This is a genomic window from Variovorax sp. GW531-E2, assembly GCF_059423125.1.
In genome coordinates, this window is sequence record NZ_JBWKXQ010000005.1 from 46,995 (window position 1) to 70,605 (window position 23,611).

Here is a 23,611-nt window from a genome sequence, read left to right on the forward strand (position 1 = left end):
ATGGGGTGCGTTCGCCTACCAGGCGCCGATGAGGATGCCGGCCGCCAGCTCGCGTGCGTTCCAGCGCGCGATGTCCTCGGGCGCCACCGTGGGAAAGCGCCGCCGCTGGCGCAGCCAGTCGAACAGCAGGCCCAGCATCTGCTCGCGCACCGCGGCCAGGGCCGGGTCGCGGCCCAGGTCGACCAGCTCGTCCGGGTCGGCCTGCATGTCGAACAGCTGCGGCGGCAGGTCTTCGAAGTGCACGAACTTCCAGCGGCGCGTACGCAGCATCGTCATGTGGCAGCGCTCGACGGGTTGGGCCAGCGGCAGGCGCACCTCGTCGCGGAAGGCAAAGCTGTTCTCGCACACCACCAGGTCCTTGCCGGCCGCGCCGACGTGGCCGTGCAGCAGCGGGCGCAGCGACCGGCCTTCGAGCCATTCGGCCGGCTGCGGCAGGCCCAGCGCATCGAGCATGGTCGGCACGAGGTCGATGCACTCGACCAGCGCGTCGCTCACGGTGCCGCGGCGCGCGTCGGCCTCGGCGCGCGGATCGACCACGATCAGCGGCACCTTCACGATCGGGTCGTGGAACAGCTCCTTCTCGCCCAGCCAGTGGTCGCCCAGGTAGTCGCCGTGGTCGCTGGTGAAGACCACCAGCGTGTCGCGGTCCAGCCCCTGTTCGGCCATGAAGGCGAAGAGCCGGCCGAGCTGGTCGTCGACCTGCTTCACGAGTCCCATGTAGGTCGGCACCACCATGTTGCGCACCTCGTCGCGGCTGAAGTTGCGGCTCACGGTTTCGCGCCGGAAGCCTTCGACCACCGGGTGGGCGTCGACGCGCTCGGCCTCGCTGCGCACCACGGGCAACATGTCGTCAGGCCCGTACATCGCGTGGTACGGCGCGGGCGCCACGTAGGGCCAGTGCGGCTTGATGTACGACAGGTGCAGCACCCAGGGCGCGTCGCCGGCCTCGCGCATGAAGTCGATCGCGCGGTCGGTCGTGTAGGGCGTCTCGCTGTGCGCGCCGGCGATGTGCGCGGGCCGGTCGGCCCAGCGCATCTGCCAGCCGCTCAGGATCTCGCCCTCGGGGCCGCGCCCCGAGTTGGCGAAGTCGTGCCAGGGGTTGTCGGAGTCGTAGCCCTGCGCGCGCAGCCAGTCGCAGTAGGCATTGCCCGTGACCTTGAAGCCCGGCGGCCAGATGCCGTCGTCGCGCGCATAGGGCTCGAAGCCGCCTTCCATCGCGAGCCGGCCCGCGCCCTGCGTCGGGTCGATGCCCAGGCGGCGGGCGCCCTCGGTGTCGGCCTCGACGTGCGTCTTGCCGACCAGCGCACAGCGCACGCCGTGCGGGCGCAGGTGGTCGCCCAGCGTCTTCTGCCCCACCGACAGCGGCACGAAGTTCCACATCGTCCCGTGGCTGCTGACATAGCGCCCGGTGTAGGTCGACATGCGCGAGGCGCCGCAGACCGCGCCCTGCGCATAGGCGTGGCTGAAGCGCACGCCGCGCGCGGCCAGCGCGTCGATGTGCGGGGTCTGCAGGCGCGGGTGGCCGTAGCACGAGAGATGGTCGGCGCGCAGCTGGTCGCACATGATGAACAGCACATGCCTGAGCGGCGCGGGGGAAGTCTTGTCGGTCATGTCGGAAGGCGGTCAGCGTGTCTTGGGGAACAGTCCCTGCGGCCGCAGCACCAGCACCGCGAGGAACACGAGGTGGCCGAACCAGATGCCCCAACCCGGATCGATGCGAAAGCCGATCTGCTGCGCGATGCCCAGGATCATGGCGCCGGCCAGCGTGCCCCAGAACGAGCCCATGCCGCCGATGATCACGGCCTCGAAGGCAAAGAGCAGCAGCAGCGGGCCGTCCGACGGCGACACCGTGGTGCGCATGCCCTGCAACGCGCCGGCAATGGCGATCAGCACGAAGGCGATGCCCGTGGCCAGCGCATACACCTGCTTGGCCTTGAGGCCCATCAGCTCGGCAATCTCGCGGTCGTCGGACACCGCGCGGAAGGTGCGGCCCAGCGGCGTGCGCGTGAACATCCACTGCATCGCGCCCGTGGCCGCCACCGCGACCGCCAGGATCACCAGCGGCAGCGCCCCCAGCGCCAGCGTGTCGCCCAGCGGCACCGACGCGGTGGCCAGCGCGCCGACCTCGATGGCGCGCGGGTCGGCCGAGAACAGCTCCAGCAGCAGGTTCTGGATCACGATCGACAGGCCGAAGGTCACGACCAGTGAAGGAAGCGGGTCCTTGCCCAGCGTGCCGTTGAGCACGTGGCGCTGCAGCAGGTAGCCGAAGCCGAAGGCCAGCGGCAGCACCGCGAGCACCACCGCCCACGGCACAGATGCGCCGGTCATCGAGACGCCGGCGATCACCGCGAAGGCGCCCAGGATGATGAAGTCGCCCTGCGCCGTGTTGGTCAGCCGCATGACGCCGAACATCAGCGACTGGCCGAGCGCGAACAGCGTGTAGAGGCCGCCGAGCAGCACGCCCTGGAGCAGGGTTTCAAGCATGGTGCTCCTCGATGCCGAAATAGGCTTGCGAGATCTGCTCGGGCGTGAGTTCGTCCGAGCGCCCCGTGAGCGACACGCGCCCGTCCTGGAAGCAGTACACGCGCTGCGACACCTGCCGCGCCATGCGCACGTCCTGCTCCACGATCACGACCGTCATGCCCTCCCCCGTGATGGCCGGCATGGCCGCATAGATCTCGCGGATGACGACCGGCGCCAGGCCGAGCGAGAGCTCGTCGCACAGCAGCAGCTCGGGGTTGCTCATGAGCGCGCGGCCCAGTGCCACCATCTGCTGCTGCCCGCCCGACAGCGAGGTGGCGGGCTGGCGCCGCTTCTCGGCCAGGATCGGGAACAGGCCGTACAGGCGCTGCAGGTTCCACGGCCCCGCGCGGCGCGGCGTGGCGCCCATCAGCAGGTTCTCTTCCACGCTCAGGCTCGGGAACAGGCGCCGGCCTTCCGGCACCATCGCCAGGCCGCGCCGCACGATCTCGCCGGGCGGCAGGCCGCCGATGGGGTCGCCCTTGAAGCGGATCGCTTCGGACGGCGCGCGCAGCAGCCCCGTGAGACTTTTCAGAAAGGTCGACTTGCCCGCGCCGTTGGCGCCGATGACCGCCACCAGCTCGCCCGCCGATAGCGTGAAGTCGATGCCGAACAGCGCCTGCGCATCGCCGTAGAAGGCCTGCAGGCCGTGGGTGTCGAGCAGCGCGTTCATGCCTCGATCCCCATGTACACGCGCCGCACTTCCGGGTCGTTCATCACCGCGCGCGGTGCGCCTTCCGCCAGCTGCTGCCCGAAGTTGATGACGAACAGCCGGTCGGCCAGCGACAGCAGCGCATGCACGACGTGCTCGATCCAGATCATGGTCACGCCGCGCGCCTTGATGCGTTTCAGTTCCGCCACCAGCACGGCCGCCTCGGGCTCGGTGAGCCCGCCCGCGATCTCGTCGAGCAGCAGCAGGCGCGGCTTGGTCGCCAGCGCGCGCGCCAGCTCCAGCCGCTTGCGGTCGAGCAGCGTGAGTCCGCCGGCCGGCTTGTTGGCGTGCGGCGCCAGACCGGTCTGGGCCAGCACCTCGTGCGCCGTCTCCCAGGCTTCGCGCTCGGCCTGCTGGCCGCCGAAGCAAGCGGCGGTGACGAGGTTCTCGAACACGCTCATGTGGCCGAAGGGCTGCGGCACCTGGTAGCTGCGGCCGATGCCGGCGCGGCAGCGCTGGTGCGGGCGCAGCCGCGTCACGTCGCGGCCCGCGTACTCCACGCGGCCGGCGTCGACGCGCGCGTCGCCCGAGATCAGGTTGAACAGCGTGGTCTTGCCCGCGCCGTTGGGCCCGAGGATGCCCAGCGTCTCGCCCTCGGCCACCGCCAGCGTGATGCCGTCGGTGACCTTGAGCGCCCCGTAGGACTTGCTCACGCCGTGCAAGGCCAGCAGCGTCATGGCAGCCGTCACTCAGAGCAGGCGCAGCGCGCCGCCGGTGGGGATCGCCTTCGCAGCCTCGTTGTTCACCAGCGTCAGCTCCACCTTGCGCTGCTTGCCCTTGCCCCACTGGCCGAGCACCAGCGGCGTCTTGCTGACGTTCTTGAACGGGCCCTGCCCGCCCCACTTCACGGGGCCGACCACGGAGTTGATCGAGGTCGCGGCCACGGCATCGCGCACGTCGCCGGCCTTGAGCGACTTCGATCGCGACAGCGCGTTCGCCGCCACCTCGAACAGCGCATGCGCGAAGCCGATGGGCTGCGTCCACTGCTTCTTGGTGCCAGCTTCGTAGGCCTCGGCCAGCGCCTTGGCGCTTTGCTGCGTGAGGCTGGAGCTGAAGGGGTGCGACGGGCTCCACCACACCTCGGTCGACAGGCCCTCGCCCAGCTCGCCCAGCGCCTCGATGGCGCCCGGAAACAGCAGCGCCTTGCCGAGCGTGATCACCTTGGGCCTGAAGCCCTGCTGGCGCGCCTGCGTGAGGAAGGTCTTGGCGTCGGGCGGGATCACCACGCCGGTGACGATCTCGACGTTGTCGCGCTTGAAGGCCGCGATCTGCGCGCTGAAATCCTGCGTGCCGTTCTGGAAGCGGCCCGGGTCGGTGAGCGTGAAGCCCATCTGCGCGAGCGGCTTGGGAAAGCCCAGTTCCTTGTCGCCCCAGGCGTTGCCGTCGCCGTCGTTGGGAAACAGGCCACCGACCTTCTTGTTGGTGGCCACGGTCTTCCATCCGTTGGTGAAGGTGGCGATGACGTCTTCGAGCCCCCAGAACAGGTGGTAGGTCCAGTTGAAGCCCTTGGCCGGGTCGCCCTTGCGGCCGAAGAACCAGGGCTGCCACGGCACCACGCTGGAGATGCAGGGCACCTCGTTGAGCTCGCAGGCATCGCTCACCGGGTTGGCGGTCTCGGGCGTGCCGGCCGTGAGCACCAGTGCGACCTTGTCCTTCAGGATCAGGTCGTTGGCCACCTCGCCCGCGCGGTTGGGGTTCGACTGGCTGTCCTTGAGCACGATCTGCACGGCGTACTTCTTGCCGCCCACGCTGATGCCGTCCTTGAAGGCGGCCTTCATCTGCTCGATCACCCACTTGTCGGCCTCGCCGAAGGGTGCGAGCGGCCCGGTCTGCGGCGACACGTAGCCGATCTTGAGCGTGTCGGCGGCGAACACCAGCGGCGCGGCGCCGGTGGCGGCGAGCGCGGCGGCGGCCTGCGTGAACTGTCTGCGGTTGAATGTCATGGCTGTCTCCTTCGTTGTTCGTGTGTGTCTTCGATGCCCGAGCCGTGGCCTAGCCCGGCGGCTCGCCGTCGTAGGCGCGTTGCAGCAGCGCGCGGATCGCGTCGCGCTCGGCCGGGCCGAAGGGCCGCGGGTTCCAGTACGGGTTGGCGACGGCGATGTCGGCCGCGCGGTCGAGGTCGGCGGCGCGCATGCCGATGTCCTTCAGCGCCACCGGCGCGCCGTTGTCGCGCGCCAGCGCAAAGACCGCCGCCGGTGCCGACACGCCGCCGAGCGCGCGCGCGATGCGCGCCATGGCACGCGGCGCGGCCTGTGCGTTGAAGGCGAGCGCATGCGGCAGCACGACCGTGTGCACCTCGGCGTGCGGCAGGTTGAAGCTGCCGCCCAGCGTGTGGCACAGCTTGTGGTGCAGGGCCATGCCCACCGCACCGAGCACGCCGCCGCAGAGCCAGGCGCCGTACAGCGCATCGGAGCGTGCGGCCAGGTCGTCGGGCTGCACGCGGATGGCGGGCAGTGCACGTGCGAGCGCCGCGATGCCCTCCTCGGCCATCAGGTCCATCACCGGGTTGCTGTCCTGCGCGTACAGGCCTTCGGCCGCGTGCGCGATGGCGTTGATGCCGCTGGTCACGCTCAGGCCCACGGGCAGCGTGCGCGACAGCTCGGGGTCGTAGATCACGGTGCGCGGCAGCACGCGCGGGTCCTTGCCGGTCTTCTTCAGGCCGTTCTCGGTGAGGCCGTAGATCGGCGTCATCTCGCTGCCCGCGTAGGTGGTGGGGATGGCGACGATCGGCAGCCCGGACTCCAGCGCGATGGCCTTGCCCAGCCCCGTGGTGGAGCCGCCGCCCAGCGCCACGGCGCAGTCGGCACCGAGCTGGCGCGCCAGGTCGCGCGCCTCGCGCGCCGTTTCCACGGGCACGTGCATCACGGCGCGGTCGAACAGGCCGGCCGCCTGCGCACCGAGCGAGGCCGCCACGCGCTCGGCCTGCGGGCGCTGCTCGGGCGTGCACAGCACCAACGCTTTCTTCGCGCCCAGCGCATCGATCTCGCGCGCCAGGTGGCGCAGCGAACCGGCGCCGAACACCACGCGCTGCGGATGGGTGGTGTGGATGAAGTCGTGCATGGCGCGCTCCTTTCTTTCCGGTTATTCGAGGCTCAGGCGGCGCTCGCGCACCAGCCGGGCCCACTTGTCCTGCTCGGTGCGCAGCACGGCGGCGAACTGCTCGGGCGTGTTGGCGATGCCCGTCAGGCCCTGCTCGCGCAGCCGCTGCTGGAACGCGGGCTCGGTCACGACCTTGCGCACCTCGGCCTGCAGCCGATCGACCACGGCGCGCGGCGTGCCGGCCGGGGCCAGCAGGCCGACCCACGAGTTCACCTCGAAGCCGGGGTAGCCGCTCTCGGCCACGGTCGGCACGTCGGCATAGGCGGCCACGCGCTGCGCGCCGGTCTGGGCCAGGGCGCGCAGCCGGCCCGCGTTGACATGCGGCTGGGCCAGCACGGCCGAGAGGAACATCATCTCGACCTGCCCGCCCAGCAGGTCCTGCTGGGCCGGACCGCCGCCGCGGTAAGGGATGTGCGTGACGAAGGTGCCGCTCACAGCCTTGAAGTACTCGGCCGTGAGGTGGTTGCTCGAGCCCGGCCCGACGCTGGCGTAGTTCAGGCGCCCCGGCTGCGCCTTGAGCAGGCCGACGAAGCGCACGAAGTCCTTGGCCTCGACCTTCGGGTTGACCACCAGCACCAGCGGGTTGCTCGCCACCTGCGTCACGGGCTGCAGGTCTTTGGCGATGTCGAAGCTCAGCTTCGGATAGACCAGCGGGTAGGTCGCGTAACTGTCGAACACCATCAGCAGCGTGTGGCCGTCGGGCGCCGCGCGGGCCACCTCGGCGCCCGCCAGCGTGCCGCCGGCGCCGCTGCGGTTGTCCACGATCACGGTCTGGCCGAGCGCGGCCTGCAGGCGCGGCTGCAGCTGGCGCGCGACGGTGTCGACGATGCCGCCCGGCGGAAAGCCGACGACGAGCCGCACCGGCTTGGTCGGCCAAGCCGGCGCCTGGGCCTGCGCGGCCATGCCCCACAGCAAGGTGCAGGCGACCAGGGCCCGGGAGAGGATCGAGAAAGACATCGTGTGCGTCCGTCGGGTTGAAGAGAACAGGAAAGCTGTCAGCGCACGAAGTGCGGCGGAATCTGCGCGTCGACGTTGACCCACACGCTTTTCACCTGCGTGTACTCGCGCATCGCGTCGAAGCCCATCTCGCGGCCGTAGCCGCTCTGGCCCACGCCGCCGAAGGGCGAGCCGGGGTTCACGCGCTTGTAGCTGTTGATCCAGACCATGCCGGCGTGCAGGTCGCGCGCCACCTTGTGGGCGCGCTGCAGGTCGCGGGTCCACAGGCCGCTGCCCAGGCCGTAGTCGGTGCCGTTGGCGATCTGCATCGCCTCTTCGTCGCTCTTGAAGGTGAGCACGGTGACGAAGGGGCCGAACACCTCTTCCTGCGCCACGCGGTCCTGGTACGAACGGGCGCGCACCACGGTCGGCTGCACATAGCAGCCCTGCGCCAGGTCGCCGCCGGGCGCGCCGCCGCCCGCCAGCACCTCGCCGCCCTGCGCCTGCGCCACCTCGACATAGCTCAGCACGCGGTCGCGGTGCTGGGCGCTGGTGAGCGGGCCCATCTCGGTGGCCTCGTCGAGCGGGTTGCCCAGGCGGATCGACTGCGCGAGCGGAATGAACTGCTCGAGGAAGGCGTCGGCGATCTTCTCGTGCAGCATCAGCCGCGAGCCTGCGATGCAGGCCTGGCCCTGGTTGTGGAAGATGGCCCAGGCGCTGCCGTTCACGGCGGCCTGCAGGTTCGCATCTTCGAACACGATGTTGGGGCCCTTGCCGCCCAGCTCGAGCTGCACCTTCTTCAGGTTGCCCGCGCTGGCCTGCACGATGCGCCGGCCGGTGGCGGTGCTGCCGGTGAAGGCGATCTTGGCGATCTCGGGGTGCTCGGCGATGTACTGGCCCGCCACGCTGCCCAGGCCCGGCAGCATGTTGACCACGCCGGGCGGCACGCCGGCCTCGGCCATCAGCTCGGCGATGCGCAGCGAGGTGAGCGGCGTGATCTCGGCCGGCTTCATCACGATGCAGTTGCCGGCCGCGAGCGCGGGCGCCATCTTCCAGCTCGTGAACATGAGCGGGAAGTTCCACGGCACCACCTGGCCGACGATGCCCACGGGCTCGCGCAGCGTGTAGTTGAGAAAGCCCTCTTCCACCGGAATGGTCTCGCCCTGGAACTTGTCGGCCATGCCGCCGAAGTAGCGAAAGCACGCGGCGGTGCGCGGCACGTCGAGCCGGCGCGAGTCGCGGATCGGGTGGCCGGTGTCCAGCGATTCGAGCCGCGCGAGTTCTTCGCCGTTGGCCTCGATGAGGTCGGCCAGCTTCAGCAGGATGCGCCCGCGGTCGGCGGCGGCCATGCGGCTCCACTTGGGGAACGCGCGCTTCGCGGCGGCCACGGCCTTGTCGACGTCGGCCTTGCCGGCCAGCGCGACCTGGGCGATGGGCGTGTTGTCGTGCGGGTTCAGCGTGGCGAGCGTCTCGCCGGATTCGGCGTCGACAAAGCGGCCGTCGATGAAAAGCTGGTGGCGGATGGAAAGAGCGGGCATGGGTTCTCCTCGCCCTCCCCGCGCGGGGAGGGCTGGATGGATGGGTGGCGGGAAGAAGGAAGCGGCGGGGGCCGGCCGGTCAGAACTCGACCGGGATCTCGGGCGACTCGCCCTTCTGGATCTCGTAGACCAGGCTGGGCGAGCCGTTCTCCCACACCAGCAGCATCGAGCGCTTGGGGCTGAAGCCCTGGTGGCGGCAGTAGGCGGGCATGGCGGCCATGTCGCCGGCCTTCATGATCACGCGGGCCATGGGCTTGCCGGTGTTCTTGTCGCCGCAGTCCCAGTGGATCTCGTCGGTCATCTGGAAGAACCACTCGACGCGGTCGTTGCCGTGGATGATCGGCAGGATGTGCTCCTCGGTCGTCGGGCACATGTAGCTGTGCTTCACCACCGAGGTGAAGCTCGGGTTCCACGTGACCTGCGAACGGCTCAAGAAGCCGAAGAGGTTGAAGGCGTGCACCTCGTTCTCGAAGCCCGGCTCGGGGTGCAGCTCGGGCTGGCCCTGCGGCACGTCGGCGAAGGCGCGGTTGACCGGCGCGCCGCGCGCGTCGCTGCGCAGGTCGAGGTCGCCCTTCAGGCCCACGCAGCGCTTGGCCAGCTCGCGCGCCCGGGTGATCTTGGCCGTGTTGTTGCCGCTCTTGCGGCCGTAGGGCGAGCCGGTTTCCTGCGGCGCGGCGAAGGGGTCGAAGGCCTCGTTGGTCCAGTCGTCGAGCATGGCCTCGAAGGTGGCGCGGATCTGCGCCGTGGGGAAGTTCTCGAGCAGGTCGATGCCCGCGTCCTTCATGGTGCCGTTGAAGCTGCCGGCGTACAGGTCGACCGAGTCGTAGTGGTTGATGGTGCCGAACACGTTGTCGAAGTTGACCCAGCCGTAGAAGAAGCCCCAGGCCACGTCGCGCATCAGCGCACGCAGGTAGCTGCCGGCGTCCATGGTGTGGCTCATGGGACGGCCGTCCCGGGTCTTCCAGGTGATGTGGGCAAAGTACTCGTCGCGGCGGAAGCCGAAGCTGCCGAGCGAGAAATCCTTGTAGCCGAGCGTGGCATCGGGCTGCGATGCGATGACCTTGGCGAGTTCTGCGGGTGCGTTCATGGTGTGGCTCCTGGATGGCGGGTTCAGTGCGTCTGGCAGATGTCGGCCCACTTTTCGACCGACAGATCGCCCTTGCAGGTCTGCAGCACGATCACGCCGGGGTCGCCGGCGACTCTGAACTGATAGGCGGTGTTCTTCGGCAGCAGGCCCTGGTGGCCGCGCGAGAGCTTCATCCAGCCCATCTTCTTGCCCTGGGGTTCGCCCTTCACGCGCACGGCGCCGTTCTTCTCGGTGTCGGCCACGGCCTGGGCCGCATCGAGCTGCACGAGGTGCACTTCGACGTCGCCGTCCATCACCAGCGCGAACTCGTCGTGCGCGCAGGTGAACCAGGGCGAGGTGCCTTCGGCGCGCAGCGTTTCCAGCACGTAGATCTGGTTCTGGCCGAACACGACCTTCTCGTAGGGCTGGCTGATGCTGGCGATCTCGAAGCAGTTGGAGAACGCGTAGTGGCGCACGTCGTCGTCGATGGGCTCGACGTGGCCTTTCTCGAAGTGCTTGAGGGACCCGAAGCGGGTCTGGTATGCGACGGTCATGGGTGTCTCCTGAGGTGCCGGACGATGCAGCGTGGTCGCTGCGATGTGTGCACTGTAGGAAACGGGGGGCGCGAGCGGTAGGCCCGAAACGCGGGCCGCATTGTTCGGCAAATCCGTTCAATGCACAGGGTTTACCCCGGAACGGACCACACTCGCGTCAGGCGTCCCAGATCAGCCCCGGCGGCAGCAGGCCGCGCTCGATCATGGCCGCGTCCCATGGCGGCACCTTCGAGAACGCCTGGGTCAGGTGCTCGATGAACAGGCGCAGCTTGAAGGCATTGCGCGAGGTGCCCGCGTACACCGCGCTGAGCGAGAACGACGACAGCTGGTGCGCCGGCAGCACCACCTCCAGGTCGCCGCGCAGGATCGCCTCGCCGGCCACCAGCGTCGGCAGACAGACGATGCCGGCGTGCTCCATGGCGTACTCGCGCAGCAGGTGGACGCTGTTGGTGAGCAGCGCCGCGCTCATGTACAGCGTGACCTGCTCGCCCGCGTGATGAAAGGTCCAGCGGTCGCGCGTGGGGTAGCCCGAGTACAGGCCGAGCGTGTGCTTGTGCAGCTCGCGCGGGCTCGCGGGCCGGCCATGCGCGCGCAGGTACTCGGGCGTGGCGCAGAACACGCGGCGCACCGGGAACAGCGGGCGCGACACCAGCTCGGTCGATGCCGCCGGAAAGATCTGCAGCGCGCAATCGACGCCCGCCTTCACCGGGTCGACCACCGCGTCGCTCACGATGAGCTCCAGGTGAATGTCCGGAAAGCTCACCTGGAAGGCGCGCAGCAGCGTCGCGAAATGCCCCAGCACGAAGCCCGTGAGCGCATGCACGCGCAGCGTGCCGGTGGGCCCGTCCTTGGCGTCGCGCATCTGGTCCATGATGTCGTTGGCCCGCCCGACCAGCTCGACGCAGTCGCGCAGGAAGGCCTGCCCCACGTCGCTGAGCCGGACCACGCGCGTGCTGCGGTGGAACAGCGGCGCGCCGACGTGGTCCTCGAGCTGCTTCACGCGGCTGGTCACCACCGATTTCGACACCCGCAGCTGGCGCGCGGCCTCGGCAAAGCTCTGGGTCTGTGCGACCCGCACGAAGGTCTCTATGTTCTCGAGGCGGTCCATGGGGCATGCAATGTAGCGGTTGCGCGGCGGCGGCCGGTCGGCCGCACGGGTGTGAAGTACTGCGCAATCCCGCACGGAGATTGACCGCACCCTTCTCAATTCGCCCACAAATGTGAGCATTTCCCTGTGAGATTGTTAATACGGCAACTATTGTCCTGCCCCGAAGCACCCCGGGTGCACAAGAAATCGAAGCAGGGAGTTCCCATGACCAAATCCACGATCACCGTGATGCTCGCGCTGGCGGCATCCGCTCTCATGAGCGCCTGCGTGCACCACCACGCGCCGCCGCCGCGCGCGGAGCCCGGGCCGGCGCACAAGGGCGGCAACTTCTGCCCGCCGGGCCAGGCCAAGAAGGGCAACTGCTGATCGCCCGCCATGCTGAACCCGTTCCTGCGTGACATGACGCCCGACGAACTGCCGACCGGCGCCGCGCGGCCGGCCTACATCGCCCTGCTGCCCGTTCTGGCCTACGTGCTCGTCGCCATCGCGTTCCTGAGCATGTCGGTGGTCGTGCCGAGCCTGCTCGTGGCCTGCCTGTTCGCGACCGCGGCGGCCATGTCGTTGGGCGCGGGCGTGGTGCTCGGCATGAGCATCTGGATCTTTCCGCAGCTGTCGAGCTGAGGGCCGCACGCGATGAGTACTTCCAACGCTTCCGTCTTCCGCGTCCACAGCTGGCGCACGACCCTGCTTGCGGCCTCCGTGGTGCTGCTGATCGTGATGGCGCTGCTCATGAAGTGGCTGGTCGAGCTGCAGGTGGAAACCGCGCAGGAACGCCAGCTGCGCGAAGCCGTCGCGCGCGAGGCGGACGCCCGCTGCTTCGTGCTGCCCACGCGCCAGGAGGTCGACACCTGCCGGGCCGTCAACGCCGCGGGCCTGACGCCCTGACCGGGGCGCCGCTCAACCGAAGGTGAACGCGTAGGCCTGCGCGCCGGCGTCGAGAAACTCGATCTCGAACAAGCGCTCCCTGCCGCCGCCCGCCGACTGCCGCACCAGCTGGTACAGCTTCTGCGCATCGACCACGCCGTGGCCCTGGGCATCGGTGTCGGCGCCGCGGTCCGCCAGCGGCGGCTGGCCGTCCACCCGCACCGTGAAACGCACCGGCTTGCCGTCGACCATCGGCCCCAGCACGAGGTGCAGGTCGCGCGCCTTGAAGCGGTAGGCGATGCGGCCGTGGGCCTGGTTCAGCACGGCCCGCTCGCCCTCCACCGTCCAGTCGCCGCCCAATGACCACTGGTTGGTGCGCAATGAGGAAGCCATGGGCTCGTAGGCCTTCGCACGGTCGCGCGCGATGCCGCCGGGCGACGCAAAGCCGTGCGCGCGCGCATGGCCCAGGTAGGTCTCGCCGGACTGCGCCGGCTCGGCGCCGGGCGCGGCCTGGGTGCCCTGCCCCTGCGGCGCCACCAGCCCGTCGGCGACCCGGGCCTGCCCGGCCTCGGCCAGCAGCTGCTGGATCACCTGCTCGGCCTTGTCGTAGCGGTTCTCGCCGAACTGGTGATGGCGGATGCGCCCCTGCGCGTCGACGAAATAGAACGCCGGCCAAGCCTGGTTGTCGAAGCCGCGCCAGATCGAAAAGTCGTTGTCCAGCGCCACCGGGAACCCGATGCCCAGGTCTTTCACGGCCTTGCGCACGTTGGCCGGGTTCTTCTCGAACGCGAACTCCGGCGCATGCACGCCCAGGACGACCAGGCCCGCGTCCCTGTACTTCTCGGCCCAGGCACGCACGTAGGGCAGCGTGCGCAGGCAGTTGATGCACGAGTAGGTCCAGAAGTCGACGAGCACCACCTTGCCGCGCAAGGCCTCGGGCGTGAGCGGCGCCGAGTTGATCCACTCGGTCGCGCCCGCCAGCGAAGGCAGGCGGCCTTCGACGCGGAGCTCGCGCGCGGGCACCGGGGCCGGGCGGGTGTCCGAGACGCGCACGAAGCCGGTGTCTGCGCGCTGCGCCTGCGGCGCGTCCTTGCGCAGCGAGTCCACCAGCGCCTGCTCCAGCGTCGACGTCGTGCCCAGCCACAGGCGCGCGAGCCAGCCGGTGTCCAGCCCCAGCGCGATGGCGCCCACGCCGGCCAGCACCGCGGCACCGGCGATGCGCCGCACCCCGTCGCCGGTCGGCAGCGTGCGCTTCAGCGCCGAGAGCAGCCGGCCGCCGGACAGCAGCGCCACCGAGAGCGAGGTGCACGCGCCGGCCGCATAGGCGAGCAGCAGCAGCGAGGTGCCGACGCTCGCGCCATTGAGCGCCGCGCCCGTCAGGATCAGCCCGAGGATCGGCCCCGCGCACGGCGCCCAGAGCAGGCCCGTGCCCACGCCCAGCCACAGCGGAGAAAACACCGAAGCCTGCCGTCCGTCGGACATGCGCAGGCCCAGCGCCACCAGCGGCCGGCTCAGGCGCTCGGCCACGCGCGGGAACAGCAGCGTCGCGCCGAACAGCGCGAGCAAGGCCATGGCCGCGTAGCGCCCGTATTCGTTGAGCGTCACGATCCAGCCGCCGCCCACCGCGGCCAGCGTGGCGACCACGGCGAAGGCCAGCGCCATGCCCACGAGCATCGGCAGGCCGTGCGAGCGGAAGGGCCGGTCGGCGCGCGCGAACACGAAGGGCAGCACCGGCAGGATGCAGGGGCTCAGGATCGTGAGCACCCCGCCCAGGTAGGCGATGAAGAGGATGAGCATGGTGATGTGGAAGATGTCGGGTGGGGTTCAGCGGGCCGGCGCAGCGGCCAACGCCAGCCGCGCCTCGAGCCCGCCTTCGGGGCGGTTGTGCAGCGTGAGCTCGGCGCCCATCGCCATGGCCAGCTGGTGTGCGATGGCCAGGCCCAGGCCGGTGCCGCCGGTGCTGCGGTTGCGCGAGCTTTCGACGCGGTAGAAGGGCTTGAGCACCGCGTCGAGTTCCTCGGGGGGAATGCCCGGGCCGTTGTCGAGCACGCTCACCACGAGGCGGCCGCCCTCGCCTTCGCCCTCGCCTTCGGTTTGCACGCGCAGCGTCACGTCGGAGCCGAACTTCAGCGCGTTGTCGATCAGGTTCATCAGGATGCGACGCAGCGCGTTCGGGCGGCTCACGATCGGCGCGCCGGCCCGGCCGTCGAGCCGCACCTGCTGGCCCACGTCTTCGTAGTCGGCCACCATGCTCTCGAACAGCGCATCGGCATCGATGCGCAGCGGCGGCTCGGTGGCGCCATGGAGCGTGCGCGCATAGGTCACGCCTTCGCGCACCAGCGCGTTCATGGCGTCCAGGTCCTGGCGGAATTTCTCGCGGTCGTGCGTGTCGTCCATCAGGTCGGTGCGCAGGCGCATCCGCGTGATGGGCGTCTGCAGGTCGTGCGAGATGGCCGCCAGGATTTCGACGCGCTCCGACATGTAGCCCGCGATGCGCTGCTGCATGGCGTTGAAGGCGCGCGCCGCATGCGCCACTTCGGTCGGGCCCTCTTCCACCAGCGTGCGGCCCTTCAGGTCGGGGCCGAGCTGGTCGGCCGCCGCGGACAGCTGCGCGAGCGGCCGCGTCACCAGCCGCACCGCAACCCAGGCGCACACGGCCAGCACCAGCAGCTGGCCCGCCAGCAGCCACATCACCCAGCCCGACACCGGCATGCCCACGCGCATGGCGTGCACGACCACGGACGAGCTGTCGCCCAGCCGCACCTCGATCTGCAGGCCCTCGGGCGGCCAGGCCACCTCGCCGACCTTGACGACCGGGAACGGGCGCATCGCATCGACGATGGCCGCGGCAAACTGCTGCGAAGCCTCCGAGCGGGGCGCGCCGCCCTGCGCACTGCCGCCCAGCACGAAGCGGTAGTTGCGCCGTTCCAGCCGGTCGAGCCAGCCGGCGCGCTCCGCCGCGGGGAGCCGGTCGAGGATGGCGACCGAGCTCGCGATGTCGCGCTCGATGCCGATCATCATCAGCTCGCGAAGCGCCATGTTCCGCTCGTAGCGGATCGCCGCGAAGGTGAGCAGCTGCGCGATCGCCAGGCCCACCACGATGATCAGCGTCACGCGGGAGAACAGCGAGCCGGGCAGCAGCCGGCGCCAGCGCGGCGCACTACCGGTCGGATTCGCAACGGGATTCGCGGAAGTGGACATGGACAGCTTCTTCAGTCAGGCGGCGTGGCGATGCGTCATCGGCGCAGCGGGCTCACACCAGATGGATGGCAACGTCGATGTTGCCTCGGGTCGCCTTGGAATAGGGGCAGGTCTGGTGCGCGGCCTCGGTGAGGGCCTGCGCCACCTCGCGGTCCAGGCCCGGCAGGCTCACGTTCAGGCGCGCCTGCAGGAAGTATTCGCCGCCCGCCGTACCCAGGTCGACCTCGGCATCCACGGCCAGGTCGGGCGGCAGCGCGACCTTCATCTTGCCGGCCGCCTTGCCCATCGCGCCGATGAAGCAGGCCGACCAGCCGGCCGCGAACAGCTGCTCGGGGTTGGTGCCGGTGCCGGCGCTGCCGGGCGACGAGAGCTTGATGTCCAGGCGGCCGTCCGAGCTGCGCGCCTCGCCGTCGCGGCCTCCCGAGGAGGTGCGGGTCTTGCCGGTGTAGAGGACTTTGTCGATGCGGGTCATGGGGGTTCCTTGAATGCAGGGTGGTTGGAAAACGCACGGATTGTTGGGCCGCCCGCCCCCTGCCGGATCGCCTTCTGTATGCCTGTGTATCTGGCCCGTACATCCACACATTACGTTTCCACGGCCGTGGCCCACGGGCCGCCGGAACGCTACATTGCGGCTGCGGCGCCGTGCCGCCAATGCCTCCCCTGCCATGACGCCCAAGACCTCCGACCACATCCTCATCGTCGACGACGACCGGGACATCCGCGAACTGCTCACCACCTACCTGGTGAAGAACGGCCTGCGCGTGGTCGCGGTGCCCACGGGGCGCCACATGCGCGCCGCGCTCGAGGCGTCGGGGCCCTTCGACCTGATCATCCTGGACCTGATGCTGCCCGGCGAAGACGGGCTCACGCTGTGCCGCGACCTGCGCACCGGCAAGTACAAGGCCACGCCCATCCTCATGCTGACCGCGCGCAGCGAGGAAGCCGACCGCATCCTGGGCCTGGAGATGGGCGCCGACGACTACCTGGCCAAGCCCTTTTCCGCGCGCGAGCTGCTGGCGCGCATCCGCGCCGTGATGCGGCGCACGCGCATGCTGCCGCCCAACATGGGCACCGTCGAGCCCTCGCAGAAGCTGGGGTTCGGCGAATGGCAGGTCGACACGGTGGCGCGCCACCTGATCGACGACGCCGGCGTGATGGTGGCGCTGAGCGGCGCCGAGTACCGGCTGCTGCGCGTGTTCCTGGACCACCCGCAGAAGGTGCTCAGCCGCGACCAGCTGCTGAGCCTGACGCAAGGGCGCGAGGCCGAGCTCTTCGAGCGCTCCATCGACCTGCTCGTGAGCCGGCTGCGCCAGCGCCTGCGCGACGACGCGCGCGAGCCGCGCTACATCAAGACCGTGCGCAGCGAAGGCTACGTGCTCGCTTCGGCGGTCGAAGCGAGAGACTGACCGACGCCACGCTCTGGCACTGGGTCGGGTGGCGCACCTCGTGCGCCAGCCCGCCCGCGAAGAACAGCAGCGCGAACCAGAGCTTCTTGAATCCGCGAGGGCGCGTCATGGGGATTTCCTTCGGGCGATGAGTGGATGACGGGCGGATTGTTGGCCGCCCGCTCGCCGCGCAACGGGCATTGCGTATGCCTGTGTATCCCGGCCCGACATCGACACACCACGTTTCGTCGAGGCGCCTTCGCGCGCCCGCGATTGAAATTTAGTGTGGCCGGAACCGGCGCGGATACAGAGGCATACACAAGCCGATCAGCAGGTGGGTTTCCCCCCGAACAATCGCGCCGTCCCCCCTCGAATCCCAGGAGATTTCCATGACCGCCTCCCCCTCGCTGCCGCGCCGTTCGTTCCTCGGCAAGGCCGCACTCGGCCTCGCCGCCACGCAGCTGACATCGATCGTTCCCGCCTTCGCCCAATCCGCCAGCACAGGCGGCGCCCGTCGCCTCGAACCCCTCAGGAGCGTCGACGCCGGCAGCCTGCGCATCGGGTATTACGAAGCCGGCCCGGCCGACGGCGCGCCGGTGATTCTTCTGCACGGCTGGCCCTACGACATCCACATGTTCGTCGACGTCGCACCGCAACTGGCCGCCGCGGGCTTTCGCGTGATCGTGCCGTACCTGCGCGGCTACGGCACCACCCGCTTCCTGTCGGCCGACACGCCGCGCAACGGGCAGCAGTCGGCGGTGGCCGTCGACATCATTGCGCTGATGGACGCGCTGAAGATCCCCGTCGCCACGGTGGCCGGCTGCGACTGGGGCGCGCGCACCGCGTGCATCATGGCCGCGCTTTGGCCGGAGCGCGTGAAGGCGCTGGTGTCGGTCAGCGGCTACCTCATCGGCAGCCAGGAGGCCGGCAAGGCGCCGCTGCCGCCGCAGGCCGAGCTGCAATGGTGGTACCAGTACTACTTCGCGACCGAGCGCGGCCGCGCGGGCTACGAGAAGAACCGCCACGACTTCGCCAGGCTCATCTGGCAGCTCGCCTCGCCGAAGTGGAACTTCGATGCCGCCACCTTCGAGCGCAGCGCCGTCGCCTTCGAGAACCCCGACCACGTGGCGATCACGGTGCACAACTACCGCTGGCGCCTCGGCCTGGCCGAGGGCGAGGCGAAGTACCAGGCGCTGGAGAACCGGCTGGCCCAGGCGCCGGTGATCGGCGTGCCGACCATCACGCTCGAAGGCGACGCCAACGGCGCGCCACACCCGGAGCCCAGCGCGTATGCGAAGAAATTCTCGGGGCGCTACGAGCACCGGCTGGTCAGCGGCGGCATCGGCCACAACCTGCCGCAGGAGGCGCCCGAGGCGTTCGCGAAGGCGGTGATCGACGTGGCGCGCGGGTAAGGCGCGCAAGCCCTCAGTCGGCGGTGAGCGCCTGCGCCAGCGGCTCGGCGTCGAAGCGCTCGAACCCGCAGTAGCACAGGAAGTGGCGGTTGGCCGCGCGGCCGAACAAGGTCATGCCGAGCTGGGTGGCCAGCTCGTGCCCCATCGCGGTGACGCCGTTGCGCGAGACGACGATCGGCACGCCCATGTGGGCCGACTTCATCACCATCTCGCTCGTCAGGCGGCCCGTGGTGTAGAAGACCTTGTCGCCGCCGTCGATGCCATGCACCGCCATCCAGCCGGCGATGGTGTCGATGGCGTTGTGCCGTCCGACGTCTTCCGCGAACACCAGCATCTCGGTGCCGCGGAACAACGCGCACCCGTGCACCGACCCGGCGTGCCGGTGCACGCTGTTGCGCGATTTCATCTGTTCGAGGATGCGCGCCAGCGTGCCCTGCGCGATGCGCGCCGACTGCGCCGCCGGCAGCCGCACGGCGCCGATCTGCGCCATGGCGTCGCCGAAGACGGTGCCTTGTCCGCAGCCCGTGGTCACGACCCGGTGCGCGGTTTTCTCGGCGAGGTTCGCGATGCCGCGGTGGGTCTTCACGGCGGCCGCCTCCACGCTCCAGTCGACGTCGATGCTCTCGACCTCGTCGGCGCGCCGCACGAGATCCTGGTTGAGCAGGTAGCCCAGCACCAGCAACTCGGGCGCGGCGCCCAGGGTCATCAGCGTCACGAGTTCGCGCTTGTCGACGAAGACGGTCAACGGCCGCTCCGCCGGGATGTCGATGTCGCGGCGTTCGCCGTGCTGGTCGACGATCTCGATGCGGCGCAGCAGCGGGCCGCGCGCCGGGTTCAGGCGCGGCGCGCCGGCGCGCCGGGGCAGCGGGACCGCATCGAAAGCCAGCGGTGTCTCGTCTTCTGCGTCGTCTTCACGTGGGGCCATGCGGAATCCTACGCCACCGCTGCGAGCGGAGCTCGAAGGGGTACTGCTCGCGAACGGGCGCGCCATCGGCTATGGTTCGTTCATGCCTTCTTCGGACACTCCCGCGACCGCGCCCACGGGCCGCCCGACGCTCGACGTCGCGGTGGTCATGCGCCGCGAACGCCTGCACGGCCCCTCGAGCCACTGGCAGCCCTGGCGCTGGACGCTCGACAGCGTGCTGCCCGACGAGCCCGGCTTCGGCACCGAGCCGCGCCTCCTGCGCGACGACGACGGCGAGCAGCACTGGCTGCACCCCGGCTTCCAGGTCGAGCTGTACCGCGACGAGGCCGAGGGCTACCACCTCAACGCAATCACGCCGACCCCGTGCTGGTTCGTGCTGTGGCGCATGGACGAAGAGCCCACGCTCGCGCCGCTGCCCATTCCGCGCCCGGTGGTGGTCACGCTCAGCTACTACGAGGCCGGGCGCTGGCTCGATGCGCAGGAAACCGTGGAGCAGGTGCCGGCGCCCGCGGAGGTGGTCGACTGGGTGCGCGCCTTCGTCGACGAGCACTACGTGGTCGAGCCCAAGCGCCGCCGGCGGCCCGAGAGCTTCCGCTCGCTGGTCGACCGCTTCGGCAACGCCGCGAGCGTGACGACCGAGAAGAAGCGCGGGCGAGGCGCGGGCGATGTCTGAGGGTTTCCTCGGACGCTGGTCGCGCCGCAAGCAGGAAGTGCGCGCGGCCGAGGCCGCCGTGGAAGAAAAGACCCTGCCGGCCGTGGAACCCGTTGCGGTGCCGGCGCCAGTGCCACCCCCCGCCGCGCTCGCCGAGCCCCCCGCCGCCGAAGGCGAGCAGGACACCGCGCCGCCGCTGACGCTCGCGGACGTGGACGCGCTCGACATCGGCTCCGACTTCAAGCCCTTTCTCACGAAAGAGGTCGCGCCCGAGGTCAAGAACGCGGCCTTCCGCAAGCTCTTTGCCGATCCGCATTTCAATGTGATGGACGGCCTGGACACCTACGTCGACGACTACTCCCAGTCCACCCCCGTGCCCGAGAGCGTGCTGCGCCAGATGGCCAGCGCCAAGTTCCTCAAGCTCTTCGACGAAGCCCCCGAAGACATTCCCCCGGAAACCCCCGACGACGCGGAAACGTCGGACGTGGCACAGTCCCAGGGTTCCGAAACGCTTCCCAGCCCGCCGGTTGCCGCGATGCAACCCGCCAGCCAAGAAACCGATGACCACCACGCTGATTTGCGACTGCAACCAGACGATGCCGCTCGAGCCGAAGACGCTCGGCGCGGCACTGGCTGAAACCCTCCCGCTGCATTCGTCGCTGTGCCGCCGCGAGGCGACCTCCTTCCAGCGCGCCATCCAGTCCGGCGACGACGTCGTGGTGGCCTGCACCCAGGAAAAACGGCTGTTCGGCGAACTCGCCACGCAGACGCCCAACGCCACCTCGCCGATCCGCTTCATCAACATCCGCGAGACGGGCGGCTGGAGCCGCGACGCGAAAAGCGCGATGCCGAAGATTGCCGCGCTGCTGGCCGCGGCCAGCCTGCCCGAACCCGACCCCGTCTCGACCGTGAGCTACACCAGCCAGGGCCGGCTGCTGATCATCGGCCCGCTCGACGCCGCCGAGCGCGCCGCGGCGCTGGTCGGCGACACGCTCGACGTCACCCTGCTCGCGCAAGGCCCCGGTGCAGACGGTGGCGCCCAGGCGCGCCGCTGGCCGGTGATCGCCGGGCGCATCGATTCGCTCACCGGCTGGCTCGGCGCGTTCACGCTGCGCTGGACGCGCGACAACGCGATCGACCTCGACCTGTGCACCCGCTGCAATGCCTGCGTGGTCGCCTGCCCCGAGCAGGCCATCGGGCTGGACTACCAGATCGACAACGCGCGCTGCACCTCGCACCGCGACTGCGAACGCGCCTGCAGCGTGGCCGGCGCCATCAATTTCAGCCGCGAGCCGCAGGCGCTCGACGCGGCCTTTGACCTCGTGCTCGACCTCGGCACCGCGCCGCAGATCGACTGGCACGCGCCGCCGCAGGGCTACTTCCACCTGCCCGGCGGCGTCGCGCAGGCGGAGGGCCTGCAGACGCTGCTGCGCCTGCGCGAGCTGGTGGGTGAATTCGAGAAGCCCAAGTTCTTCGACTACAAGCAGAAGCTGTGCGCGCACAGCCGCAACGAGGTGGTCGGCTGCAACGCCTGCGTCGAGGTGTGCTCGGCCCATGCCGTGAGCAGCGACCCGCAGCGCCAGCGCATCGTGGTCAACCCGAACCTGTGCGTCGGCTGCGGCGCCTGCACCACGGTGTGCCCGACGGGCGCGCTGGGCTACACCTACCCGCGCGCGCCCGACCAGGGCCTGAGGCTGCGCAAGCTGCTCAGCACCTATGCCGCGGCGGGCGGGCGCGATGCGGCCCTGCTGCTGCACAGCCAGGAAGGCGGCCAGGCGCTGCTCGAGCAGCTCGGGCGGCAGGCGCAGCTGGGCAAGGCCCAGGGCGTGCCGGCGCGCGTGATGCCGGCCGACCTCTTTCATGCGGCCAGCACCGGCATCGACCTGTGGCTGAGCGCGGTTGCCTTCGGCGCCTCGCAGGTCGCGGTGCTGTGCACCGGCGAAGAGGCGCCGCAGTACCTCGCGGCGCTCAAGCAACAGAGGGACGTCGCGCAGGCGCTGCTGCTGGGCCTGGGCTACACCGGCACGCACTTCCACGTGATCGAGGCCGATTCGCCCGCTGTTCTGGACGCCGCGCTGGCCGGCCTGCGCACGACCACGCAGCGCGTGCCGGCCACGGCGGCGCGCTTCGCCGTCGGCGCCGACAAGCGCGACCGGCTCGAGATGGCGCTGGACCACCTGATGGGCGCGGCTCCGGCTCTTCAGGCATCCGCCGAGGCCCCGCTGGCCTTCGCGCTGCCGGCCGGATCGCCGCTGGGCGCCGTCGCGGTCGACAAGGACAAGTGCACGCTGTGCCTGGCCTGCGTCAGCGCCTGCCCGTCGGGCGCGCTGCTGGACAGCCAGAGCGCGCCGCAGCTGCGCTTCATCGAGAAGAACTGCGTGCAATGCGGCCTGTGCGAAACCACCTGCCCCGAGGACGCCGTCTCGCTCGTGCCGCGCCTGCTGGCCGCGCCCGAGCGCAAGCAGCAAGTGCTGCTGAACGAGGCCAAGCCCTGGGCCTGCATCCGCTGCAGCAAGCCCTTCGGCACGCAAAAAGCCATCGAGGCCATGCTCGGCAAGCTGGCCGGGCATGCCATGTTCCAGGGCGAAGCGCTGGAGCGCCTCAAGATGTGCAGCGACTGCCGCGTCATCGACCTGTACAGCGCCACCAACGAAGTGAAGATCGCCCCGCTATGAGCCAGACCTTTCCCGCCACTTCCGCGCTCGACGAGGAGGTGGCCCGGGCCGAGCTCTACGGCCTGCTCGCGCGCCTCTGGTACGCCGCCCCCGATGCCGAGCTGCTGGCGGCCTTCCAGGTCGCGCCCACCGAGGCGCCGGCCGCGGGCGCCTTCCTGGAAGAACCGTGGCGCCAGCTGGTCGGCATCGCGCGCGACACCGACGCGGCCGCCGCGCACGAGGAATACGACGCGCTCTTCGGCGGCATCGGCAAGCCCGAGGTCTTCCTGTTCGGCTCGCACTACCTGAGCGGCTTTCTCAACGACAAGCCGCTCGTGCAGCTGCGCCACGACCTGGACAAGCTGGGCCTGGCGCGCACCGAGACCACCTACGAAACCGAGGACCACATCGCCTGCCTGTTCGAGGTCATGCGCTACCTGATCGCCGGCGAGGACGTGGCGGTGGCCAACCTCACGCAGCAGCAGGCGATGTTCTCCAGACACGTCCAGCCCTGGCTGCCCGCCTTGTGCGATGCTGTGCTGCAGCATCCGAAGGCGCGGTTCTACGCGGCGCTCGCCGCCTTCACGCGCGCATTCGGCGACGTCGAGGCGCAGGCCTTCGACATGCTGGACTGAAGCGAACGAATGCGAGGGGTATTCAGGTTGCTCACACCTTGTTGCTGGTCTAGTATCCACAAGGCCGACCGGGTTTCCCCTCTCTCGTCGCGCCCAGCCACTCCTGGAGTCAATATGCAGGACAGCCAAAACACCGGCATCAAGCCGGCTTCCCGCCGCGGATTCTTCATCGGTGCCGCCACCGCCGGCGCCGCTGCGGTGGCCGTCACCGCGCTGCCGAAGGTGGCGACCGAAGCGCCCGTCGCCGCCGCCACGCCTTCCCTGCCGCCCCCGCCCGAAAACGGCGGCGGCTATTCCCTGAGCGAACACGTCAAGCGTTACTACGCCACCACGTCAGCCTGAGGAGACCC

At 70.0% G+C, this 23,611-nt stretch carries 25 protein-coding genes; 10 read left to right on the forward strand and 15 right to left on the reverse strand.

Annotated elements, in window-relative coordinates; genetic code table 11:
• Positions 1-15: 15 nt before the first annotated feature.
• The 11 genes from AC07XP_RS05170 to AC07XP_RS05220 form a co-directional block, all read right to left on the reverse strand.
• Positions 16-1,611, reverse strand: coding sequence for a sulfatase-like hydrolase/transferase (locus AC07XP_RS05170; RefSeq protein ID WP_495264017.1), 1,596 nt, complete (start codon positions 1,609-1,611; stop codon positions 16-18).
• 12 nt (positions 1,612-1,623) lie between these two features.
• A complete protein-coding gene (locus tag AC07XP_RS05175; RefSeq protein WP_159277679.1) occupies positions 1,624-2,484 on the reverse strand; it encodes a branched-chain amino acid ABC transporter permease in 861 nt (286 codons plus the stop codon).
• Positions 2,477-3,193 carry an ABC transporter ATP-binding protein gene (locus tag AC07XP_RS05180; protein ID WP_354347855.1) on the reverse strand — a complete coding sequence of 239 codons (717 nt, stop codon included), beginning with the start codon at positions 3,191-3,193 and terminating at the stop codon, positions 2,477-2,479. Before AC07XP_RS05180 ends, AC07XP_RS05175 begins: the two co-directional genes overlap by 8 nt.
• Positions 3,190-3,909, reverse strand: a complete 720-nt coding sequence (locus AC07XP_RS05185) for an ABC transporter ATP-binding protein (RefSeq protein ID WP_062479592.1) — start codon at positions 3,907-3,909, stop codon at positions 3,190-3,192. Before AC07XP_RS05185 ends, AC07XP_RS05180 begins: the two co-directional genes overlap by 4 nt.
• A 12-nt stretch (positions 3,910-3,921) precedes the next feature.
• Positions 3,922-5,175, reverse strand: a complete 1,254-nt coding sequence (locus tag AC07XP_RS05190; protein ID WP_492738375.1) for an ABC transporter substrate-binding protein — start codon at positions 5,173-5,175, stop codon at positions 3,922-3,924.
• Between the two features lie 49 nt (positions 5,176-5,224).
• Positions 5,225-6,292 carry a maleylacetate reductase gene (locus AC07XP_RS05195; protein WP_495264018.1) on the reverse strand — a complete coding sequence of 356 codons (1,068 nt, stop codon included), beginning with the start codon at positions 6,290-6,292 and terminating at the stop codon, positions 5,225-5,227.
• Between the two features lie 21 nt (positions 6,293-6,313).
• Positions 6,314-7,288 carry a tripartite tricarboxylate transporter substrate binding protein gene (locus AC07XP_RS05200; RefSeq protein ID WP_495264019.1) on the reverse strand — a complete coding sequence of 325 codons (975 nt, stop codon included), beginning with the start codon at positions 7,286-7,288 and terminating at the stop codon, positions 6,314-6,316.
• Between the two features lie 38 nt (positions 7,289-7,326).
• Positions 7,327-8,790, reverse strand: a complete 1,464-nt coding sequence (locus tag AC07XP_RS05205; protein ID WP_062479615.1) for an aldehyde dehydrogenase family protein — start codon at positions 8,788-8,790, stop codon at positions 7,327-7,329.
• A 94-nt stretch (positions 8,791-8,884) separates the two neighbouring features.
• On the reverse strand, positions 8,885-9,892 hold the full coding sequence (locus tag AC07XP_RS05210; protein WP_062479601.1) for a hypothetical protein: 1,008 nt from the start codon (positions 9,890-9,892) through the stop codon (positions 8,885-8,887).
• A gap of 23 nt (positions 9,893-9,915) precedes the next feature.
• Positions 9,916-10,425 carry a cupin domain-containing protein gene (locus AC07XP_RS05215; RefSeq protein WP_495264020.1) on the reverse strand — a complete coding sequence of 170 codons (510 nt, stop codon included), beginning with the start codon at positions 10,423-10,425 and terminating at the stop codon, positions 9,916-9,918.
• Between the two features lie 157 nt (positions 10,426-10,582).
• Positions 10,583-11,533, reverse strand: coding sequence for a LysR family transcriptional regulator (locus tag AC07XP_RS05220; protein WP_062479604.1), 951 nt, complete (start codon positions 11,531-11,533; stop codon positions 10,583-10,585).
• Positions 11,534-11,737: 204 nt separating this feature from the next.
• Between AC07XP_RS05220 and AC07XP_RS05225 the strand changes: the two genes are divergently transcribed.
• The 3 genes from AC07XP_RS05225 to AC07XP_RS05235 are packed head-to-tail and all read left to right on the forward strand — an operon-like array spanning position 11,738 to position 12,418.
• Complete coding sequence (locus AC07XP_RS05225; RefSeq protein ID WP_495264021.1) at positions 11,738-11,899, forward strand: hypothetical protein; 162 nt, start codon at positions 11,738-11,740, stop codon at positions 11,897-11,899.
• A gap of 9 nt (positions 11,900-11,908) precedes the next feature.
• Positions 11,909-12,154, forward strand: coding sequence for a hypothetical protein (locus AC07XP_RS05230; RefSeq protein WP_495264022.1), 246 nt, complete (start codon positions 11,909-11,911; stop codon positions 12,152-12,154).
• Positions 12,155-12,166: 12 nt separating this feature from the next.
• On the forward strand, positions 12,167-12,418 hold the full coding sequence (locus tag AC07XP_RS05235) for a general secretion pathway protein GspL (protein WP_095744491.1): 252 nt from the start codon (positions 12,167-12,169) through the stop codon (positions 12,416-12,418).
• 12 nt (positions 12,419-12,430) lie between these two features.
• Here the strand turns inward: AC07XP_RS05235 and AC07XP_RS05240 are convergent, their stop codons facing one another.
• Genes AC07XP_RS05240 through AC07XP_RS05250 form a run of 3 tightly spaced genes read right to left on the reverse strand, consistent with a single transcriptional unit; the run spans position 12,431 to position 16,070 of the window.
• Positions 12,431-14,194, reverse strand: a complete 1,764-nt coding sequence (locus tag AC07XP_RS05240) for a cytochrome c biogenesis protein DipZ (RefSeq protein ID WP_495264023.1) — start codon at positions 14,192-14,194, stop codon at positions 12,431-12,433.
• A 27-nt stretch (positions 14,195-14,221) separates the two neighbouring features.
• Complete coding sequence (locus AC07XP_RS05245) at positions 14,222-15,598, reverse strand: ATP-binding protein (protein WP_495264024.1); 1,377 nt, start codon at positions 15,596-15,598, stop codon at positions 14,222-14,224.
• A 52-nt stretch (positions 15,599-15,650) separates the two neighbouring features.
• Entirely contained in the window at positions 15,651-16,070 is a 420-nt protein-coding gene (locus AC07XP_RS05250; RefSeq protein ID WP_307589588.1) for an organic hydroperoxide resistance protein, read from the reverse strand.
• A gap of 193 nt (positions 16,071-16,263) precedes the next feature.
• Here AC07XP_RS05250 and AC07XP_RS05255 point away from each other — a divergent pair, with 193 nt between their 5' ends.
• Together AC07XP_RS05255 and AC07XP_RS05260 are read left to right on the forward strand one after the other, a co-directional pair.
• Complete coding sequence (locus AC07XP_RS05255) at positions 16,264-17,004, forward strand: response regulator (protein ID WP_062470956.1); 741 nt, start codon at positions 16,264-16,266, stop codon at positions 17,002-17,004.
• A gap of 368 nt (positions 17,005-17,372) precedes the next feature.
• Positions 17,373-18,395 (forward strand): alpha/beta fold hydrolase, encoded by a 1,023-nt coding sequence (locus tag AC07XP_RS05260; RefSeq protein WP_495264025.1) that lies wholly within the window; start codon positions 17,373-17,375, stop codon positions 18,393-18,395.
• A gap of 13 nt (positions 18,396-18,408) precedes the next feature.
• Here AC07XP_RS05260 and AC07XP_RS05265 read toward each other — a convergent pair whose 3' ends face one another.
• Complete coding sequence (locus AC07XP_RS05265; RefSeq protein ID WP_493192974.1) at positions 18,409-19,320, reverse strand: formate dehydrogenase accessory sulfurtransferase FdhD; 912 nt, start codon at positions 19,318-19,320, stop codon at positions 18,409-18,411.
• A gap of 82 nt (positions 19,321-19,402) precedes the next feature.
• Here AC07XP_RS05265 and AC07XP_RS05270 point away from each other — a divergent pair, with 82 nt between their 5' ends.
• The 5 genes from AC07XP_RS05270 to AC07XP_RS05290 all read left to right on the forward strand — a co-directional run bounded on the left by AC07XP_RS05270 (position 19,403) and on the right by AC07XP_RS05290 (position 23,603).
• Entirely contained in the window at positions 19,403-19,993 is a 591-nt protein-coding gene (locus AC07XP_RS05270) for a DUF3305 domain-containing protein (RefSeq protein WP_095744485.1), read from the forward strand.
• Complete coding sequence (locus AC07XP_RS05275) at positions 19,986-20,609, forward strand: DUF3306 domain-containing protein (protein WP_495264026.1); 624 nt, start codon at positions 19,986-19,988, stop codon at positions 20,607-20,609. The genes AC07XP_RS05270 and AC07XP_RS05275 overlap by 8 nt, the downstream gene beginning before the upstream one ends.
• Positions 20,569-22,647, forward strand: coding sequence for a 4Fe-4S dicluster domain-containing protein (locus tag AC07XP_RS05280; RefSeq protein ID WP_495264077.1), 2,079 nt, complete (start codon positions 20,569-20,571; stop codon positions 22,645-22,647). The genes AC07XP_RS05275 and AC07XP_RS05280 overlap by 41 nt, the downstream gene beginning before the upstream one ends.
• Positions 22,644-23,261, forward strand: a complete 618-nt coding sequence (locus tag AC07XP_RS05285) for a TorD/DmsD family molecular chaperone (protein WP_070059791.1) — start codon at positions 22,644-22,646, stop codon at positions 23,259-23,261. Before AC07XP_RS05280 ends, AC07XP_RS05285 begins: the two co-directional genes overlap by 4 nt.
• 114 nt (positions 23,262-23,375) lie before the next feature.
• Entirely contained in the window at positions 23,376-23,603 is a 228-nt protein-coding gene (locus AC07XP_RS05290) for a hypothetical protein (RefSeq protein WP_062470944.1), read from the forward strand.
• Positions 23,604-23,611: the final 8 nt, after the last annotated feature.

Bases quoted from the DNA above. Each gene is read 5' to 3' on its own strand.
- AC07XP_RS05270 (WP_095744485.1), top strand. From the start codon at position 19,403: ATGCCTTCTTCGGACACTCCCGCGACCGCGCCCACGGGCCGCCCGACG.
- AC07XP_RS05180 (WP_354347855.1), bottom strand. From the start codon at position 3,193: ATGAACGCGCTGCTCGACACCCACGGCCTGCAGGCCTTCTACGGCGAT.
- AC07XP_RS05190 (WP_492738375.1), bottom strand. From the start codon at position 5,175: ATGACATTCAACCGCAGACAGTTCACGCAGGCCGCCGCCGCGCTCGCC.
- AC07XP_RS05170 (WP_495264017.1), bottom strand. From the start codon at position 1,611: ATGACCGACAAGACTTCCCCCGCGCCGCTCAGGCATGTGCTGTTCATC.
- AC07XP_RS05220 (WP_062479604.1), bottom strand. From the start codon at position 11,533: ATGGACCGCCTCGAGAACATAGAGACCTTCGTGCGGGTCGCACAGACC.
- AC07XP_RS05290 (WP_062470944.1), top strand. From the start codon at position 23,376: ATGCAGGACAGCCAAAACACCGGCATCAAGCCGGCTTCCCGCCGCGGA.
- AC07XP_RS05245 (WP_495264024.1), bottom strand. From the start codon at position 15,598: ATGTCCACTTCCGCGAATCCCGTTGCGAATCCGACCGGTAGTGCGCCG.
- AC07XP_RS05255 (WP_062470956.1), top strand. From the start codon at position 16,264: ATGACGCCCAAGACCTCCGACCACATCCTCATCGTCGACGACGACCGG.
- AC07XP_RS05210 (WP_062479601.1), bottom strand. From the start codon at position 9,892: ATGAACGCACCCGCAGAACTCGCCAAGGTCATCGCATCGCAGCCCGAT.
- AC07XP_RS05275 (WP_495264026.1), top strand. From the start codon at position 19,986: ATGTCTGAGGGTTTCCTCGGACGCTGGTCGCGCCGCAAGCAGGAAGTG.
- AC07XP_RS05215 (WP_495264020.1), bottom strand. From the start codon at position 10,425: ATGACCGTCGCATACCAGACCCGCTTCGGGTCCCTCAAGCACTTCGAG.
- AC07XP_RS05240 (WP_495264023.1), bottom strand. From the start codon at position 14,194: ATGCTCATCCTCTTCATCGCCTACCTGGGCGGGGTGCTCACGATCCTG.
- AC07XP_RS05280 (WP_495264077.1), top strand. From the start codon at position 20,569: ATGCCGCTCGAGCCGAAGACGCTCGGCGCGGCACTGGCTGAAACCCTC.
- AC07XP_RS05235 (WP_095744491.1), top strand. From the start codon at position 12,167: ATGAGTACTTCCAACGCTTCCGTCTTCCGCGTCCACAGCTGGCGCACG.
- AC07XP_RS05265 (WP_493192974.1), bottom strand. From the start codon at position 19,320: ATGGCCCCACGTGAAGACGACGCAGAAGACGAGACACCGCTGGCTTTC.
- AC07XP_RS05175 (WP_159277679.1), bottom strand. From the start codon at position 2,484: ATGCTTGAAACCCTGCTCCAGGGCGTGCTGCTCGGCGGCCTCTACACG.
- AC07XP_RS05185 (WP_062479592.1), bottom strand. From the start codon at position 3,909: ATGACGCTGCTGGCCTTGCACGGCGTGAGCAAGTCCTACGGGGCGCTC.
- AC07XP_RS05250 (WP_307589588.1), bottom strand. From the start codon at position 16,070: ATGACCCGCATCGACAAAGTCCTCTACACCGGCAAGACCCGCACCTCC.
- AC07XP_RS05195 (WP_495264018.1), bottom strand. From the start codon at position 6,292: ATGCACGACTTCATCCACACCACCCATCCGCAGCGCGTGGTGTTCGGC.
- AC07XP_RS05285 (WP_070059791.1), top strand. From the start codon at position 22,644: ATGAGCCAGACCTTTCCCGCCACTTCCGCGCTCGACGAGGAGGTGGCC.
- AC07XP_RS05230 (WP_495264022.1), top strand. From the start codon at position 11,909: ATGCTGAACCCGTTCCTGCGTGACATGACGCCCGACGAACTGCCGACC.
- AC07XP_RS05200 (WP_495264019.1), bottom strand. From the start codon at position 7,288: ATGTCTTTCTCGATCCTCTCCCGGGCCCTGGTCGCCTGCACCTTGCTG.
- AC07XP_RS05260 (WP_495264025.1), top strand. From the start codon at position 17,373: ATGACCGCCTCCCCCTCGCTGCCGCGCCGTTCGTTCCTCGGCAAGGCC.
- AC07XP_RS05225 (WP_495264021.1), top strand. From the start codon at position 11,738: ATGACCAAATCCACGATCACCGTGATGCTCGCGCTGGCGGCATCCGCT.